Origin of the sequence: Arthrobacter sp. zg-Y1143 (assembly GCF_030125565.1) — a bacterium.
Classification (GTDB): domain Bacteria; phylum Actinomycetota; class Actinomycetes; order Actinomycetales; family Micrococcaceae; genus Arthrobacter_B.
Genome location: NZ_JASKLW010000012.1, coordinates 41,697 through 58,991, shown reverse-complemented (window position 1 = coordinate 58,991; position 17,295 = coordinate 41,697). Strand labels below are relative to the sequence as shown.

General features: G+C 67.2%; 17 protein-coding genes. 12 read left to right on the top strand and 5 right to left on the bottom strand.

All coding sequences use genetic code 11. The features are described from left to right. Window positions 1-70: 70 nt before the first annotated feature. Window positions 71-763, bottom strand: a complete 693-nt coding sequence (locus QNN98_RS13530; RefSeq protein ID WP_227927140.1) for a LytR C-terminal domain-containing protein — start codon at window positions 761-763, stop codon at window positions 71-73. Then, the gene (locus QNN98_RS13525) at window positions 756-1,055 is read right to left on the bottom strand and encodes a type II toxin-antitoxin system VapB family antitoxin (RefSeq protein WP_227904874.1); all 300 of its coding nucleotides are present in this window, start codon (window positions 1,053-1,055) and stop codon (window positions 756-758) included. Before QNN98_RS13525 ends, QNN98_RS13530 begins: the two co-directional genes overlap by 8 nt. Before the next feature lie 136 nt (window positions 1,056-1,191). Between QNN98_RS13525 and QNN98_RS13520 the strand changes: the two genes are divergently transcribed. After that, window positions 1,192-2,091: a Cof-type HAD-IIB family hydrolase gene (locus tag QNN98_RS13520; protein WP_229960365.1), complete on the top strand. Its 900-nt coding sequence runs from the start codon at window positions 1,192-1,194 to the stop codon at window positions 2,089-2,091. A gap of 25 nt (window positions 2,092-2,116) precedes the next feature. On the opposite strand, the gene QNN98_RS13515 is transcribed toward QNN98_RS13520, so the two are convergent. Next, window positions 2,117-2,617: a glutathione peroxidase gene (locus tag QNN98_RS13515; RefSeq protein ID WP_283997817.1), complete on the bottom strand. Its 501-nt coding sequence runs from the start codon at window positions 2,615-2,617 to the stop codon at window positions 2,117-2,119. Window positions 2,618-2,776: 159 nt separating this feature from the next. Here QNN98_RS13515 and QNN98_RS13510 point away from each other — a divergent pair, with 159 nt between their 5' ends. Further along, window positions 2,777-3,799, top strand: coding sequence for an isopenicillin N synthase family dioxygenase (locus QNN98_RS13510; RefSeq protein WP_283998012.1), 1,023 nt, complete (start codon window positions 2,777-2,779; stop codon window positions 3,797-3,799). A gap of 165 nt (window positions 3,800-3,964) precedes the next feature. Here QNN98_RS13510 and QNN98_RS13505 read toward each other — a convergent pair whose 3' ends face one another. Together QNN98_RS13505 and QNN98_RS13500 are read right to left on the bottom strand one after the other, a co-directional pair. Further along, window positions 3,965-4,696 (bottom strand): glucosamine-6-phosphate deaminase, encoded by a 732-nt coding sequence (locus QNN98_RS13505; protein WP_283997815.1) that lies wholly within the window; start codon window positions 4,694-4,696, stop codon window positions 3,965-3,967. Then, window positions 4,693-5,430 (bottom strand): FadR/GntR family transcriptional regulator, encoded by a 738-nt coding sequence (locus QNN98_RS13500; protein WP_227913078.1) that lies wholly within the window; start codon window positions 5,428-5,430, stop codon window positions 4,693-4,695. The genes QNN98_RS13505 and QNN98_RS13500 overlap by 4 nt, the downstream gene beginning before the upstream one ends. Window positions 5,431-5,641: 211 nt before the next feature. On the opposite strand from QNN98_RS13500, the gene QNN98_RS13495 reads away from it, so the two are divergent. The 10 genes from QNN98_RS13495 to QNN98_RS13450 all read left to right on the top strand — a co-directional run bounded on the left by QNN98_RS13495 (window position 5,642) and on the right by QNN98_RS13450 (window position 17,286). After that, a complete protein-coding gene (locus tag QNN98_RS13495) occupies window positions 5,642-7,255 on the top strand; it encodes an ABC transporter substrate-binding protein (RefSeq protein ID WP_283997812.1) in 1,614 nt (537 codons plus the stop codon). A 71-nt stretch (window positions 7,256-7,326) separates the two neighbouring features. After that, entirely contained in the window at window positions 7,327-8,286 is a 960-nt protein-coding gene (locus QNN98_RS13490) for an ABC transporter permease (RefSeq protein WP_227913076.1), read from the top strand. Window positions 8,287-8,289: 3 nt separating this feature from the next. Next, window positions 8,290-10,467 (top strand): dipeptide/oligopeptide/nickel ABC transporter permease/ATP-binding protein, encoded by a 2,178-nt coding sequence (locus tag QNN98_RS13485; protein WP_283997810.1) that lies wholly within the window; start codon window positions 8,290-8,292, stop codon window positions 10,465-10,467. Next, window positions 10,464-11,282: an ATP-binding cassette domain-containing protein gene (locus tag QNN98_RS13480; RefSeq protein ID WP_227913074.1), complete on the top strand. Its 819-nt coding sequence runs from the start codon at window positions 10,464-10,466 to the stop codon at window positions 11,280-11,282. The genes QNN98_RS13485 and QNN98_RS13480 overlap by 4 nt, the downstream gene beginning before the upstream one ends. 55 nt (window positions 11,283-11,337) lie before the next feature. Beyond that, complete coding sequence (locus QNN98_RS13475; RefSeq protein ID WP_227927147.1) at window positions 11,338-12,270, top strand: dihydrodipicolinate synthase family protein; 933 nt, start codon at window positions 11,338-11,340, stop codon at window positions 12,268-12,270. Between the two features lie 5 nt (window positions 12,271-12,275). After that, on the top strand, window positions 12,276-13,232 hold the full coding sequence (locus QNN98_RS13470; protein ID WP_283997807.1) for an ROK family protein: 957 nt from the start codon (window positions 12,276-12,278) through the stop codon (window positions 13,230-13,232). Continuing rightward, window positions 13,225-13,902 (top strand): N-acetylmannosamine-6-phosphate 2-epimerase, encoded by a 678-nt coding sequence (locus QNN98_RS13465; protein WP_283997805.1) that lies wholly within the window; start codon window positions 13,225-13,227, stop codon window positions 13,900-13,902. Before QNN98_RS13470 ends, QNN98_RS13465 begins: the two co-directional genes overlap by 8 nt. After that, the gene (locus QNN98_RS13460; protein ID WP_283997803.1) at window positions 13,899-14,888 is read left to right on the top strand and encodes an alpha/beta hydrolase; all 990 of its coding nucleotides are present in this window, start codon (window positions 13,899-13,901) and stop codon (window positions 14,886-14,888) included. Before QNN98_RS13465 ends, QNN98_RS13460 begins: the two co-directional genes overlap by 4 nt. Continuing rightward, the gene (gene tatA / locus QNN98_RS13455; protein WP_283997802.1) at window positions 14,885-15,103 is read left to right on the top strand and encodes a Sec-independent protein translocase subunit TatA; all 219 of its coding nucleotides are present in this window, start codon (window positions 14,885-14,887) and stop codon (window positions 15,101-15,103) included. The genes QNN98_RS13460 and tatA overlap by 4 nt, the downstream gene beginning before the upstream one ends. Before the next feature lie 65 nt (window positions 15,104-15,168). Then, entirely contained in the window at window positions 15,169-17,286 is a 2,118-nt protein-coding gene (locus QNN98_RS13450; RefSeq protein ID WP_283997800.1) for an FAD-dependent oxidoreductase, read from the top strand. Window positions 17,287-17,295 lie beyond the last annotated feature (9 nt).

Sequence of the window (17,295 nt, the reverse complement as noted above, 5' to 3'; positions counted from 1 at the left end):
TTTCATCCCCGGCCCCGGTTTCCCCTGTCCCGGTTGCCGTGGCATCGTCCCCCACTGCCCCCACTGCCGGCTACTGCCCGTCCGCGGGCGTGGCGTTCCCGGGACAGCTCAGTGCTCCGGGGCCGGCTGCTGCCGCCTGCTCCGGCGGCTGCAGTTCCGTGAAGCCAGCCCCGATGACCATATCCACGGAAGCGTCGGTGCGGTCATCGCGGACGTACTCGGTGTCCGGAATGTGCTGCTGCAGCGTGTAGGCGGAGGCGAATCCCGAGGGCCCGGACAGGATCAGCGCGGTCATGCCGACGCGGTTGACGCTGCTGTTGCCCACCTGCGCTATCTGGAATCCCCGGGTGCCCAGCTCGGCCCCCACCGTATTGGCCAGCCCGGCAGACGCCGTCGAGTTGTAGATATTTATGGTCACCGTGGCCGGATCCAGATACGGAAAAGGCCCGGCCGGACATTCGTCCGCCGGACCTGCAGGTGCTTTGATCTCTGTTGCGGCGGGCAGCTTCACCCAGCCGGACACCAGTCCCTGCGCGAGGATCACCGCTGAAAGCAACAGCAGCGCCAAGACGCCGATCACCGAGTTGTGCAGCCGCCGCCGGCGTCGTGCCCGCCGGACCATCTCCGGTTCGTCGGTGGGCGCGAAAACCGCGCCCAGCTCGCCGCCGGTAACAATCCGGTGCCCGTGCCACTGCCTCGAATCGTCCCGATCGTCCATGGCGGCCAGGCCGCCCGGAGCTCCGTCGGGAGGTTCCTTAGTCATCGAGGACCAGCACGCGTGCGTGCAAAATGGTCCGCTGGTGCAATGCCGTCCTCACAGCCCGGTGCAGTCCGTCTTCGAGATACATGGTGCCCTTCCATTGGACGACGTGCGGGAACAGGTCTCCGAAAAAGGTGGAGTCCTCGGCCAGCAGCGCACCGAGGTCCAGTGTGGCCTTCGTGGTCACCAGTTCATCCAGGCGAACCTGCCGGGGAGGTACCGCTGCCCAGTCCTTAGGTGTGACATATCCATGGTCGGGGTAGGGGCGTACGTCGCCAACAGCTTTGAAGATCACTAGTACAGAGTAAAGAACATCTGGGGCCAAAGAAACAACGCCGCTCGGTGCGGGGCGGGGTTAAACGGCTGAATCGGTCCTTCCGGCACCCGCCAGGGCCGTCCGGGCGGTCCGCGGGCACTGGAATACTGGAGGGGTGAATACCCCTGCCCCGCGCTTTGGCCTGCTGCTCGACGTCGACGGACCCGTTGCCAGCCCCGTTTCCCGGACCGTTCGTCCGGCCATCATCCGCAGCCTGGTGGCACTGGCGGCCGCCGGCTGGCCCGTTGTCTTCAACACGGGGCGCTCCGATGCCTTCATCCGGGAGCAGGTGATGCAGCCAATGATGGCAGCAGGGCTTCCCGCCGGCGTCCGGGTGCATGCCGTGTGCGAAAAAGGCGCCGTGTGGTTCTCCTTCGACGGCACGGGGCCAGGGCAGCCGCAGGTGGATCCGGAGCTGAAGGTCCCGGGCGACTATGCCGAGACCATCCGCGGCCTGGTGGACGCCAAATACTCGCGGACCATGTTCTTCGACGAAACCAAGCTCGCCATGCTCTCCGTGGAGCAGCATGTGGCCGCGGACAACGCTGAGTACCTCACCGAGCAGCGCAGGTTCGACGCCGACGCCCTGGAGCAGCTGTCCCTCGCCGGCCTGGGCGGGCAGCGGCTGGACCATGCCATTCCGGACGCTGCCGGCACGGTGGCGTACCGGATCGATCCCACGATCATTTCCACCGACATTGAAGCTGTCGGGGTCGGCAAGGACCTCGGCGCCCGCCGCGCCCTGGCCATGCTGGAGGCCGACGGCACGCCGGTTCCGCGCGGGTGGCGGACCATGGGTGATTCGCGCACCGACTACGCCATGGCCGATGAGCTGTTCCGGCTCGGTTTCGACGTGGCGCACGTGGACGTGCGGCCGGCGGACGGCGTGCCCGCCACGCCGTATCCGGTGCTTCCGGTCGGCGCACTGACCCACGACGACGCCGGCGCGGCCTACTTTGAGCGCTGGGAGGCCATGGCTGCGGGGCAGGCCGCGGACGACGCCGTCGTCCTCTAGCGCGGCCGGCTCCCTGCTGCGGCCGCTACTCCAGGCGCAGGACCGCCTCGACGGACTCCTGGATTTCCGGCGAGCCCGGTGCGACGTCGGAGGCGAAGCGGCCCACCACCTCGCCGCTGTCGGTGACCAGGAATTTCTCGAAGTTCCAGCCAATGTCTTCGCCCAGTTCGCCGTCGCGGAACTGGGTCAGGGCGGCGTAGAGCGGGTGGCGGTCCGGTCCGTTGACGTCGGTCTTGGCCGCGAGCGGGAAGGTGACGCCGAAGTTGGTGCTGCAGAACTCGGCAATCTCCTCGGCGCTGCCCGGCTCCTGCCCGTTGAACTGGTTGCTGGGCACGCCCAGGACGGTGAAGTTCCGTTCCTGGTATGTCTCGTAGAGCGACTGCAGGCCTTCGTACTGCTTAGTGAACCCGCAGCGGGAGGCGACATTGACTACCAGCACGGCCTTGCCGCGGAACAGCTCTCCGAAGGTGGTTTCGGTGCCGTCCAGCAGGGTGAGCGGGATGTCGTACAGGTTGGCGGTTTCCACGGTGAACCTTTCGCTTGGCGTATCTCCATTGCATCCCATGGGCGTCCGGAACGCCCAATCCGGCGGCCGCCGCTTTTTAAGGGGACCTATTCCACCGCACTTCGTAACAATTGGTTCATAGTTGACAAGGCCCGGTGGTAGCTTGCCGGAAGGAGCGAGATTCCCGAGGCAATTCCCGTCCTGGACCTGAGTACCGCCCGCAATCCGGACGGCTCCTTCAGCCCCGAATTTATTGACCGGCTGCGTGACGCGACGCATCGGATCGGTTTCTTCCAGCTGGTGGGCTATGGCGCCGGTGAGGCGATGGTGGAGAAGCTGTTCGACGTCACCAAGCAGTTCTTCGACCTGCCGCTGGAGGACCGGCTGGCACTGGATAACCGCAAGTCCCCGCACTTCCGCGGCTACACCCGGCTGGGCACCGAAATCACCCGGGGGCGCCCGGATTCGCGTGAACAGATCGACTTCGGCCCCGAACGCGCACCTGCTGCCGGCTACCCCGCAGACCAGCCGTACTGGCTGGTGCAGGGGCCCAACCTGTTTCCGGACAACGTACTGCCGGAACTGCGCAGCACCTCCATGGCCTGGGCCGCGCAGATGGAACTGGTGGGCGCGGAACTGCTTTCCGCCATCGCCGTGTCCCTGGAGCTGCCGGAAGACCACTTCACGGAACCGTTTGTTGGCACCCCGGCGTGGATGGCCAAGCTCATCCACTATGTGGGCGGCGTCGTGCAGGAAGCCGGCACCCAGGGCGTCGGCGCGCATGCCGACTACGGTTTCATCACCCTGCTGCTGCAGGATTCAGTGGGCGGCCTGGAAGTAAAACCGCATGAATCCGACACCTGGCTGCCGGTGGAACCGATCCCCGGCGCACTGGTCGTCAACCTGGGCGAGATGCTGGAGGTGGCCACGCAGGGATACCTTTCGGCCACCATCCACCGTGTATCCGCACCGGCTCCGGGCGTGGACCGCTACGCCATCCCGTTCTTCTGGTCCCCGCGCCTGGACACCGTGATTGACCCGGTGCAGCTGCCGCCGGCCCTGGCCGCGCAGTCGCGCGGGATCTCCGATGATCCGGAGAACCCCATGCTCGCCTCCTACGGTGCCAACGTGCTGAAGGGTTGGCTGCGGGCGCACCCGCAGGTGGCCAAGCTGCACCACCCGGAGCTGCTTCCCGGGGCCTAAGCGGGAATTCCCGCGGTTTGGGTAATTCCCGCGCCGCGCGGCGCGGGAACCGGCACAAACTGCGGGAACCCGCCCGGTCCCCGGCAGCGTCCTGCACCAGTCCTCCGGCCCGCCGGTCCAGCCCCGGCGGCACGGGTCCGCCGCAGCGGAGTGCGGTCGGGGCAGTTACGGGAGCCGGGAGGCGGCGTCGTCGTCGGCCAGGACGGTGACGTGCCCGTGGGTCTGGAGGACCGAGGCGGGGCAGTCCGTGCCCACCGGTCCGGTCAGTGCCCGGGCCAGCGCCTCGGCCTTCCCTGCGCCGCGGACAATCAGCAGCAGGTGCCGGGCCTCCAGGATGGTGCCGAGCCCCTGGGTGAGGCAGTGCGTGGGCACGTCGTCGAGGGAGGCAAAGAACCGCTGGTTGGCCCGGCGGGTGTCCTCGGTCAGGGTTTCCAGCCTGGTGCGGGAGTCCAGCGGCGCCCCCGGCTCGTTGAAGGCCAGGTGACCGTTGCGGCCGAGGCCCAGGATCTGCAGGTCAATTCCGCCCGCGGCGGCAATCTGCCGTTCATAGCGGCGGGCGGCGTCCTTCAGGTCCACCCGGTGCGGGTCCGGCAGGTGGACACGCTGCGGGTCGAGCCCCAGCGGTTCCACGATTTCCCGGCGAAGCACTTCGGCATAGCTTTCCGGATGTCCCGGCGGCAGGCCCACATACTCATCCAGGGCGAACCAGGCGGCGGAACTGAAGTCCGCCCCGCTGGCGGCCAGCGCCTTGTACAGGGGCGACGGCGAGGAACCGGTGGCAACGCCGATCACCGGCTCCGGTGCGGCGGCCAGGGCGGCCAGGACGACGTCGGCCGCGGCCTGCCCGAGCGCGGCAGGATCGGAGCAGCGGATTAGGTTCAAGGTGCGGGAGCTCATGAGGCCTCGTGCAGCTTGGCGAGTTCGGCGCGGATGCCGTCAAAGTGCCGGCGGAGCCGTTCGGAGGCGAGCTCTTTGTCCCCGTCTTTCACCGCTTCGAAAATGTCTCGGTGGACGGCCGCTGTTTCCCGCAGGTTGATCAGCGGATCCACCCCAAGTTCGGAATGGATCTTCCCGTAGACCTTCCAGAACACGGACATCAGGTTGGATAGCAGTTCGTTGCCCAGGGGTTCGAACAGCTGGTAGTGGAAGGTTTCGTCCACCTCGGTGAAGATTTCCCCGCGTTCGGCCAGCGCCTCCATCTGCCGGACGGTGGCTTCGATGTCGGCCAGGTGTTCGGGTGTGAAGAGGTCCATCGCCTCGCCCACCAAACCTGCTTCCAGCGCCTGCCGCACGTCCACCAGCTGCAGGGCTTCCTTGCCTTCGTGGCGGAGCGAAAGCCGCCCCCGGAAGGTCAGTCCGTCCGCCAGCGCGTCAAAATTGGCCGGAGCCACGAACATACCGAATCCGTGGCGGATTTCCACCACACCCAGCGCCTGCAGCACCTTCAGCGCCTCCCGCAGCGTGTTCCGGCCGATGCCGAGCGCCCCGGCCAGTTCCGCTTCCGTGGGCAGGGCGTCGCCGGCTTTTAAGTCGCGGTCGAGGATGAGCTCCATGATCTCCGCCTGCAGGGCACGGGAACGGTTTTGGGCACTGAACCGCGCCGGCGGCAGTGATGCGTCGGGCAGACTCATTGAGATCCTCCTGGGACAGAGTTGCAGGTGGTGCACAAGCGGAACCCGGTGGGGTTGCCGCCAACGATATAGGATGTCCTACCTATCCGGAAGGGGACCTGGTTTTTCCAAAGTGAAGGGTTGACGGAGCGATGTGACGAAGCTTACAGTTTCCGGGACAGCCATCGGACATCCTACGTCCGATAAGTGACTTCCGGATGTGAGGCAGTAGATGAGCACTTCGTTTGAATCCAGCGGGCTTTTGAAAGATTCCAGCCGGCGGAATTTCCTCAAGCTGGCCGGCGTATTGGGCACGGCGGCAGCCTTTGCCGGCTCCCTTTCCGCCTGCAGCCCGGGCGGTAACCCTGCTCCCGCCGGCAGTGCCGCCGCAGAGGGCACCGGTTCCATCGAAGCCGGTATTTCCTATCAGCTCTCCACGGGCTTTGACCCGATGCTCTCCACCGGCGCCACTCCGCAGGCCGCCAACCTGCACATCTTCGAAGGCCTCACCGAGCTGCACCCGGCCACCCGGGAGTCCTACCTGGCCCTGGCCAAGGCGGACCCGGTCAAGGTGGATGACACCACGTACGAAGTACAGCTCCGCGACGGCGCGAAGTTCCATAACGGCGAACCCGTCACCACCGCCGACGTTGTCTTCTCCTTCCAGCGGGTCATGGATCCGGCCAACAAATCACTGTTCGCGGGATTCATCCCCTTCATTGACTCGGTCTCCGCCAAGGACGACTCGACCGTGCAGTTCAAGCTCAAGTACCCGTTCCCGGGCTTCAGCTCCCGCATCTCGGTCATCAAGATAGTGCCCGAAGCCGCGGTCAAGGCCGACCCGGCCGGTTTCGACCTCAAGCCCATCGGCTCCGGCCCCTACAGCCTGGTCTCGGCGGTCAAGGAAGACCGCATTGTGTTCAAGAAGTTCGACGACTACAACGGCAAGTACCCGGCCCGCGTGGCGGATATGACCTGGCTGCTGCTGGCCGACCCGGCCGCCCGCGTGGCGGCGGTCCCCTCCCGCACGCAGGCCATCGAAGACGTCCCGTACCTGGACGTGGACCAGCTTGCGGCCAAGGTGGACGTGGAATCCGTCCAGTCCTTCGGCCTGCTGTTCCTGATGTTCAACTGTGCGTCTGAAAAGTTCGCAGACAAGCGTGTCCGCCAGGCACTGCACTACGCCATCGATACCGACGCGGTGATCTCCAAGGCCCTGCTGGGCAACGCCACGGCGGCGTCGTCGTACTTCCAGGAGGGGCACCCGTCCTACACCAAGGCCTCCACCACCTACGGCTTCGACGCCGCCAAGGCCAAGTCGCTGCTGGCCGAGGCAGGCATGCAAGACATGACCATCACGCTGACCTCCACCGACACCGGCTGGGTCACCCGCGTGGTGCCGCTGATCAAGGAATACTGGGACGCCATCGGCGTGACCACCACCCTGGAAATCCTGCAGTCCGCTGCCGTGTACGCCCCGGAAAAGGTGGGCGGCAAGAACTTCGACGTCCTCTGCGCTCCCGGCGACCCCTCGGTCTTCGGCAACGACGGCGACATCCTGCTCAGCTGGTTCTACCGCGGCGCCACCTGGATGGAAGGCCGCGCCGGCTGGAACACCACCCCCGAATACGCCACCGTGCAGCAGAAGCTGGATCAGGCCGTGCAGGTGGACGACGACAAGGCAAAGAAGATCCACGCCGAAGTGGTCGACATCGTCTCCGAGGAGGCCCCGCTGTACCCGCTGTTCCACCGCAAGCTGCCCACCGCCTGGGACAGCAATGCGCTGGACGGCTTCCAGCCGCTGCCCACCACCGGCGTGTCCTTCATCGGGGTAGGACGCAAGTAGCACCGCACACTTGGCGGGACGCCTGCCCCTGGGCGTCCCGCCAGCACCTCCCCTTGCATTGGAGCTATTGAGTGACAACGTTTTTCCGCCTGCTGGGCCGCCGGCTGGCCGCCCTGCCGATCATGCTGCTGGGCGTAACCATCATGGTCTTTGTGGTGCTCTCCGTGGTCCCCGCGGACCGCGCCACGGCCGTCCTGGGTGAAAACGCCAGCGAGGACGCCAAAGACGCCTGGCGTGAGGAACGGGGACTCAACGACTCCCTCGTGATCCAGTTCTTCCGCTACCTCGGCGGCGTTATCCGGCTGGACTTCGGCACCACCAACCCGCCGGAAGAGTCCGTGGCAGCCAAGATTGCCGCGGCTTTCCCCGTCACCCTGCAACTGACCTTCCTGGGCATCCTGCTGGCTGTTGTCCTCTCACTCACCCTCGGTGTGGCCGCTGCCCTCTACCGGGACCGCTGGCCGGACCAGGCCATCCGCATCTTCTCGATCGCTGCTATTGCCACCCCCTCCTTCTGGCTGGCGATCCTGCTGATCCAGTGGTTTGCCCTGCCGGAAGGCTCCATATTCCCCACCGGCGGCCTGGCCTGGGCGGACCAATACGGGTTTGTCGGCTGGCTCTACTCCATGGCGCTGCCGGCCCTGGCCCTGGGCATCCCCGTCTCGGCCTCCCTGATCCGCGTGGTCCGCACCTCCATGGTTGAGGAACTGGACCGCGACTACGTGCGCACTGCCATCGGCAACGGCGTGCCCTACCGCACCGTGGTGGCCCGCAACGTACTGCGCAACGCGCTGGTCACCCCGGTAACCGTGCTGGGCCTGCGCGTGGGCTACCTGCTGGGCGGCGCCGTCGTCATCGAGAAAATCTTCAGCCTCAACGGCATGGGCGACCTCATTGTGGTGGGCCTGACGACGTCGGACACCAACCTCGTGCAGGGTGCCGTACTCACCATCGCCGTCGCGTTTGTGCTGGTCAACATTGTGGTTGACCTGCTGTACCTGCTCATCAACCCTCGAATCCGGACGGTGTAACCCATGCGCAACGGACTTACCGAACGGCTCAGCAACACCGGGGCCCGCTTCACCGCGCTGAGCATCAACTCCAAGCTCGCCCTCGGATTCCTGGCCTTCATTGTGCTTGTGGCCGTCTTCGGACCCTTCCTCGCCCCCTTCGGCGAAAACGAATCCAGCGTTCCCGTCCTCTCCCCCACCGGAGAGCATTTCTTCGGCACGGACGGTTCCAGCTATGACGTATTCTCCCGGATGCTCTACGGGGCACGGGTGTCCATTTCCATCGGCCTGGGCGCCGTCGCACTGGCCCTCATCCTGGGTGCCATCCTCGGCGCCATTGCCGCCACCTCACGCAAGGCCGTCAGCGAGACCGTGATGCGGATCCTGGACATCATGATGGCTTTCCCCGGCATCGCCCTGGCAGCAGCCCTGCTGTTCGCCCTCCGGGAGCACTCCCTGAACCTCTTCGGGTCCACCGTTCCGGTGCTGATCCTCGCGATCGCCATTGTCTACACCCCGCAGCTGGCCCGCGTGGTCCGTGCCAACGTCCTGGCCCAATACGGCGAGGACTATGTGCGCGCCGAACGCGTCATCGGTGCCGGCCGCACCTACATCCTGCTCAAGCACATTGCCCGCAACTGTGCTGCCCCGGTGCTGGTCTTCGCCACCGTGATGGTGGCGGACGCAATCATCCTCGAAGCGTCCCTGTCCTTCCTCGGTGCCGGCGTGCAGCAGCCCGCCGCGTCCTGGGGCAACGTGATGGCCGACGGCCGGAACGTGGTGTTCAGCGGCGCCTGGTGGCCCACCACCTTCGGCGGCATCACCATCCTGCTCACGGTCCTGGCGCTGAACGTCCTCGCCGAGGGGCTCACCGACGCCATGGTCAACCCCGGCACCCGGCGCTCCAAGAAGCGGGCCGCCGAAGCCGTGGCGACCACCGCCCAGCCCTCCGTGCTGGATCCTGCCGGCACCTCGCTGGCCGACTCTCCGCTCACCGCGTCTGCCGCCACCGGAACCGACGCCGACCTTGCAGCCGGTATCGCGGCGGCCGGTGCCGCGGCGGGGCAGCCGCGGTCCGACGCCGGAGCCAACGTCACCAAAGCCGGTTCCCTTGAGGCGCTGGCCGCGGAACTGGAACTGCTGGCCGCGGCGGAAGCCCGCCGCTCCGACCGGCTGCCTCCGGTCAGCGACGACGCTCCGGTGATCCTGGAAGTGAAGGACCTCTCCATCCGGTTCCCGGAACGCTACGGCGACACCGCCATTGTGGACCGGGTCAGCTTCACCGTCCGCGAGGGCGAAACCATGGGCTTGGTGGGTGAATCCGGCTGCGGCAAGTCCATCACTTCCCTGGCGATCATGGGCCTGCTTCCGGCCACCGCCCGGCTGACCGGCTCCATTAAGTACCGCGGCAAGGAACTGCTCACCAACAACCCCAAGGACCGCGACAAGCTCTACCGGGGCCTGCGCGGTGAGCAGATCGCCATGGTGTACCAGGACGCGCTCAGCTCGCTGAACCCGTCCATGCTGATCAAGGACCAGATGCTGCAGCTGACCCGGCGCGGCGGGCGGAAGAGCCCGCGCGAGCTGCTGGAGATGGTGAAGCTGGACCCGGACCGTACGCTCAAGAGCTACCCGCACGAGCTTTCCGGCGGACAGCGCCAGCGCGTGCTGATTGCCATGGCCCTCTCCCGGTCCCCGAAGATCGTGGTGGCGGACGAGCCCACCACTGCCCTGGACGTCACCGTGCAGAAGCAGGTGGTTGACCTGCTCAACGAGCTGCGCGAACAGCTCGGCTTCGCCATGGTCTTTGTCAGCCATGACCTGGCCCTGGTCGCCTCCCTGGCCCACCGGGTCACCGTGATGTACGCCGGGCAGGTGGTGGAATCCGCCGATGTCCCCGAGCTGCTGGGCAACCCGCGGCACGAATATACCCGCGGCCTGCTGGGCGCGGTGCTCTCCATCGAGGCCGGCGCGGACCGGCTGCACCAGATCCGGGGCACCGTCCCCTCCCCCAAGGACTTCGCTCCCGGGGACCGGTTTGCCGAACGCTCGCTGCGCCCGGATGCCGATCCGAACCAGGTGCTGCAGTTTGTCCGCGTGGGCACCAAGGACCACTTCTGGGCCAGCCACGAAACCGGCACGGAAGCACCGGCTCCGGCCGCCCTGGCGAACTCCGGCACTACAGCAAGGCAGGACTCATGAGCAGCAACGCGATCCACGCCGACACCAGCCCGGTGCTGGAACTGAAGGACGTTAAGGTCCACCACCGGGCCCGCTCCGGTTCCCTGTTCCGCCCGAACATCGTCAAAGCGGTGGACGGCGTGGACTTCACCGTCCGCCGCGGCGAAACCGTGGGCATCGTGGGCGAATCCGGCTGCGGCAAGTCCACCCTCGCCTCCGTGCTCGTGGGGCTGCAGGAGCCGACGTCTGGCTCTGTCCTGTTCCATGGCCAGAAGGTGAGCACCCGGGCCTCCGTCTCGAAGAAAACCTTCGGCCGCGACGTCGGCGTGGTGTTCCAGGACCCGGCCACCGCCCTGAACCCGCGGATGACCATCCATGACATCCTCACCGACCCGCTGCAGGTGCACGGCATCGGCAACCAGCAGACCCGCGACGCGAAGGTGAAGGAGCTGCTCAGCCTGGTCGGCCTGCCGCAGTCCGCCGCCGAGGTCACCCCGCACCAGGTCTCCGGCGGCCAGCGCCAGCGCGTGGCGATTGCCCGGGCGCTGTGCCTGGACCCGTCGGTGATCGTGGCCGACGAGCCGACGTCGGCCCTGGACGTGTCGGTGCGGGCGCAGGTGCTGAACCTGCTCTCGGACCTGAAGAAGGACCTGAACCTGGGCATGGTCTTCATCTCGCATGACATCCAGACCGTCCGCTACGTCTCGGACCGGATCTGCGTCATGTACTTCGGCCGCATCGTCGAGGAAGGTCCCGCCCGGCAGGTCTTCGACTCACCCGCCAATGACTACACCAAGAGCCTGCTCGGCGCCGCGCCCAGCCTGCTGCACACCTGAGCGTCCAGACCGTTTTATCTTTCCCCCGCACCAACACCAAGCACTGGAGAAGTTTTTGTCACACGCACCACAGCCCCGCTTCCACGGCGTTATCCCGCCGGTTGTCACGCCCCGCACCGCGGACGGCGCCATTGACACCGCCTCGCTGGAGAAGCTGACCAAGTACCTGCTCGACGGCGGCGTTTCCGGCCTGTTCGTGCTGGGCTCCTCCGGCGAGGTCCCCTACCTGACCAACAGCGAGCGCGACACGGTGATGCGCACCATCGCCGGGGTCAATGCCGGCGAAGTGCCGCTGATCGCCGGGGCCAGCGAGCAGACCACGCCCCGCGTCATCGAGGAGGGCCTGCGGCTGATCGGCCTTGGCGCCGACGCCATCGTGGCCACCTCGCAGTTCTACGCCATCTCCGACATGGCCGAGACCGAAACCCACTTCCGTGCCCTGCACGCCGCCTTCGACGTGCCGCTGTTCGCCTACGATGTGCCGGTCCGCACCCATTTCAAGCTGCCGCTGCCCATGCTGGTAACCCTGGCGCAGGACGGCGTCCTGGCCGGGGTGAAGGACTCCTCCGGCGACGACGTCTCCTTCCGCCAGCTTCTGCTGGCCACCCGGGACCTGCCGGACTTCGCCGTATTCACCGGGCACGAGGTAGTGGTCGACGGCGCCCTGCTGGGCGGAGCGCACGGCGTGGTTCCCGGACTGGGCAACGTTGACCCGGCCGGTTACGCGGCACTGTACGCCGCGGCGCAGGCCGGCAACTTCGCCGAAGCCGCCCGGATCCAGGACCGTCTGGCCAACCTGTTCAACATTGTGTACGCGCCCACCCCGGGCCGCGTTTCGCCCGGCGCCGCCGGACTGGGTGCCTTCAAGACCGCGCTGATGCTGCTGGGCGTCATTGACACCAACGTGATGTCCGCGCCCATGACCGCACTCAACGAGGCCGAAACCGCGGCTATCCGCGTGGTCCTCGAGCACAACGGCCTGCTCTGATCGCCATGCGGCACGTCATCGGGATCGATCTGGGCGGCACCAAGACCGCGGGCGGGATTGTCGACGCTGAAGGAAACGTGGTCTTCTCCTTCTCCGTAGCCACCCCGTCGCAGTCCGGTGCGGAGGAGGTCGTGGAGACCGCCGCACGGCTGGTCCGGTCCCTGCAGGACGAAGCGGCCCGGCGCGGCCTGGCCGTGGACGCGCTGGGCATCGGCTCCGCCGGCGTGATCGACTCCGGCCAAGGCACCGTGGTATCCGCGACCGACGCGATCCTCGGCTGGACCGGCACGCCGCTGACCGCTGAGCTCACCGCCCGGACGGGGCTGCCCTCCACTGCCCTGAATGATGTCCACGCCCATGCCCTCGGCGAGAGCTGGCTGGGCGCCGGGGCCGGTGTGGACAGCGTCCTGTTCATCGGGCTGGGCACGGGTGTGGGCGGCAGTTACGTGCTGAACGGCGAGCCGGTCGAGGGTGCCACCTTCACCGCCGGCCACGTGGGGCACTTCGCCTCCCCGTTCGCCTACGAGGCCGGTGTTCCGCTGGCCTGCAGCTGCGGCGGCGCCGGACATGTGGAAGCGATTGCCTCCGGGCCCGGCATCTTTGCGCTGTATGCCCGGCTGGGCGGCAGCGCGGCCGGGGACACCCGCGAGGTCTACCGGCTGGCCGCTGCCGGCGATCCGGTTGCTGCCGAGGCCATGCACCGCGGTGCATCGGCCGCCGGGTCCGCCATCGGCGGGCTGGCCAACATCCTGGACCCCGCCGTCGTTGTGGTGGGCGGCGGACTGGCGTTCGCCGGGCCGCTCTGGTGGGAGACCATGGAGCGCACCGCACGGCGCGAACTGCTCCGCCCGCTCACCGAGCTGCCCATAGTCCCTGCGCAGCTGGGCGAAACCGCGGCCATCCGCGGTGCAGCCCGCCGCGCGCTGTCCCTCACTACCGTTCCCGAAGGTTCCCATGTTTGACCTTGATTCCCTCCGCTCCCGTCTGATCGTCTCCTGCCAGGCCTACCCCGGCGAGCCGATGCGTGATCCGCGCACCACCGCGCAGGTGGCGCAGTCGGCAGTGATCGGCGGGGCAGCGGCCGTGCGGGTGCAGGGCATCGTCGACATCCAGGCGGTGCGTTCGGCCGTGGAGGTGCCGGTGATCGGTTTGTGGAAGGACGGGCACGACGGCGTCTTCATCACTCCAACGCTGCACCACGCCTTGGCCTGCGCAAATGCCGGGGCGCACATCGTGGCGCTGGACGGCACCCGCCGGGAACGGCCGGACGGGTTGACGCTGGCCGAGACCGTCGCCGGGGTGCACCGGCAGTCCCCGGCACTGGTGATGGCCGACTGCGGTTCGGCGGCCGACGCCGTTGCTGCCGCCGAGGCCGGGGCGGACATCATCGGCACCACGCTGGCCGGCTACACCGGGGAACGGCCCAAAACAGACGGACCCGACCTGGAGCTGCTGCACGAGCTGGCCGGGCTGGACCTGGGCGGCCGTCCGGTCATTGCCGAAGGACGGATCCACAGCCCGGGACAGGGCCGTGCCGCCCTGGACGCCGGAGCCTTCGCGGTGGTGGTTGGTACGGCCATCACCCATCCGGCCACCATCACCGGCTGGTTCGCGGACGCGCTGGCCTCATGAAACCCTTCCTGGCACGGGTGGATCCGGAGCTGCTCCCCGGCTTGGAGTACTCGCTAATGCACCCCCCGCCCACCACACTGCCGGGACTGGCAGCCTTCCGCGCGAACGCCGCAGCTCCGGCCGGAACCGCCCTGCCGGAGGGTGTCACTGTCCGCGACTGCACCGTGGACGGACTGGCCCTGCGGGTGTTCACGCCGCCGGGTGCGGGTCCGCATCCGGCCATCTACTGGCTCCACGGCGGCGGCATGATTGCCGGCACCGTGGATCTGGACACCCCGTACTGCGCCGCCCTGTGCTTGCGGACAGCTGCAGTGGTGGTGGCCGTGGACTATCGGCTGGCACCGGAACATCCCTACCCTGCCGCGATGGATGATGCGGCCGCGGGGCTCGCGTGGCTCTTCGCCTCGGCTGCGGCACTGTCCGTGGATCCGTCGCGGGTGGCGGTGGCCGGTTCCAGCGCCGGCGGCGGCCTGGCCGCGGCCCTCACTCTGCAGAACCGCGACGCCGGCGGACCGGCCCTTGCCTTCGCCTACCTGATGTACCCGATGCTTGATGCCACGCACACCTCCCCCTCCGCCCGGGAGTTTGCTGCCATTCCCACCTGGAACCGGGCCCACAGCGAGTTCGCGTGGAAGTGCTATCTGGGCGCTGCTGCAGAACTTTCTCCTTATGCCGTCCCCGCACTGGCCAAGGATCTGTCCGGCCTGCCGCCCACCCTGATCCAGACCGGCGAACTGGACCTGTTCCGGGACGAGGACATTACCTACGCGTCCCGGCTGCTGCAGGCAGGCGTGCCCACCGAGCTGCACGTGTATCCCGGCGCGTATCACGGCTTCGAACTGAACTGTCCGGAGTCCGCCGTCGGGCGCCAGAGCCTGCGCGACCGTGACCGCTCCCTGATCCGGGCGCTGCATGGCCAGCCGGCGGATCCCGTTACATCTCCCGTTTCATCCATCTCCACCCCCGCGGAAGGTTCCCTGTTATGAGGCTCGAAGGCTGGCAAATCCTAGTTGTTGTTGTTCTGGCGATTGTGCTGTTCGGCGCACCCAAACTCCCCGGCCTGGCCCGCAGCCTGGGCCAGTCCATGCGCATCTTCAAGTCCGAGGTGAAACAGCTCAGGGATGAAAACAACGAGCCCGCAACCGGAGCGGATCCCCTGCCCGGCGCCCGTGACGCGGACGGCCCTGCGCTGCCGAAATAAGGCAGAAAACCCAGCCTTCTTTCCGCAGATGTTTACAGTGTAAACATCAGCTGTAAAGTACCACTGTGAGTACAAAAACCTTCCCCCATTTGATGTCCCCGGGCCGCATCGGCCCCATGGACACGCACAACCGGATTGTCCTGCCCGCCATGGACATGAACGTTTCCGAGCACGGTGAAATTGAACAGACGGAGATCGACCACTACGTCTCCCGCGCCGCCGGCGGCGCCGGTCTGATCATCACCGGTGCCTGTGCCATCGCCTTCCCGCACGGCGCCGCTTCCATGAAGGAGCCCGGACTCTCGGATGACAAGTACATCCCCGGACTGAAGGCCCTCGCAGACGCGGTCCACGCCGCCGGAAGCAAGCTGTGCATCCAGTCCACCCACCACGGCAAAGTCGCCCGCGTGGATGTGGCCAATGACCGCCCGGTGCTCGCCCCCAACCAGCCGGACTACATCTATGACATGTCCGCCCTGGCCGACAGCACCCGCGAAGAGCTCGGCAAGATGGGCGCGGCCACGGCCGGTAAGAAGACCGAATACCGCGACATGACCGGCGAGGACATCGCCTGGCTCGTCTCCACCTGGGCCGACGCCGCCGAGCGCATCGCCAAGGCCGACGCCGACGCCATCGAGATCCACGTCGCTCACGGCTACATCCTCGGCGTGTTCCTGAACCAGCGCGACAACAAGCGCACCGACGAATACGGCGGATCGCTGGAAAACCGCGCGCGGCTGGCCTGCGAGGTCATCAGCGCAGTCAAGGCGCGGGTGGGCGACCGCCTGGCCGTGCTGGTCCGTGTTGCCGGTGAGGAATACGGTCAGGAAGGCGGCCTCTCCCTCGAAGAAGCCGTGGAGGCCTCCAAGCTGTTCGAACAGGCCGGCGCAGACGCCATCCACGTCACCGGCTGGGGACGGAACCCGTTCGACAACTTCACCGACGGCCCCCTGCCCAACAAGGTGGGCGCCTACCTGGAGAACGCTGCCGAAATCAAGAAGCACGTCAGCGTTCCCGTCATTGCCGTCGGCCGGATGCTGCCGGAGGTTTCCGAAAAGGCGCTGGCCGCCGGACAGATCGACTTCGCGGCCATGGGACGCCAGCTGCTGGCCGACCCGGAACTGCCGAACAAGCTCCGCGACGGCAAGTTCGACCAGGTCCGCCCCTGCATCAACTGCTACCTCTGCGTTGCTGAGAACTTCTTCGACGACACCCCGTTCTGCGCGGTCAACCCGGCGCTGGGCAATGAAGCGCTGCTGCCGCTGAAGCCGGCCTCCGCCACCAAGCACGTGGTAGTTGTGGGCGCCGGTCCGGCCGGGCTGGAAAGCGCGCGCGTGCTCACCGAGCGCGGCCACCGGGTCACCGTTGTCGACAAGTCCGACCGCCTCGGCGGCACCATGTGGTTCTCGACCATGACCACCCCGGACAACGAGCGCCTGCTGAAGTGGTTCAAGTCCGAAATTAAGCGGCTGAACATCGCGGTGAAGCTGAATACCAAGGCCACGGTGGAATCCATCAAGGCCCTGCACCCGGACCACGTCATCATCGCCACCGGCGCCGTGCGCCCGAAGCCGGATTTCCCCGGCGGCGACCTGCCCAACGTGCAGACCGGCGACACCCTGCGGGCCATGATGCTCGGCACCGCCACCGCTGAAGAGGCCGGCGCCCTGCTGAGCACCCTCGGCAAGCTCGGCCGGCTCTCCGGCGTCACGAAGAGCCCGGAGTTCGTCCGCCAGTTCACCAAGTTCTGGCTGCCCATGGGCAAGAACATCGTCGTGATCGGCGGGTCCCTCGTGGGCCTGGAACTGTCCGAATTCGTGGCTGAACGCGGCCGCAATGTCACGCTGCTGCACGAAAAGCAGCAGCTCGGGCTGCCGCTGGCCATGCCGCGGCGCTGGACCGCGGTGAAGGACGCCGAAAAGCACGGCGTGAAGATCCACCGCAACGTCTCAGTCACGCGCATCACGCCCAAGAGCGTGGAGTGGACTGAGGACGGCGAAAGCTTCTCGGCTCCTGCGGACATGGTGGTCTACGCAGACGGCACGACGTCGGCCTCGCCGCTGGCGGATGAACTGCGGGCCGCGAACCTGGGCATCGACGTCGACGTGGTTGGTGACGCGGGTGCGGTCAACTACATCCACGGCGCCATCCACTCCTCGTGGAAGGTCACCACGGAGCTCTAGACCGTAGGA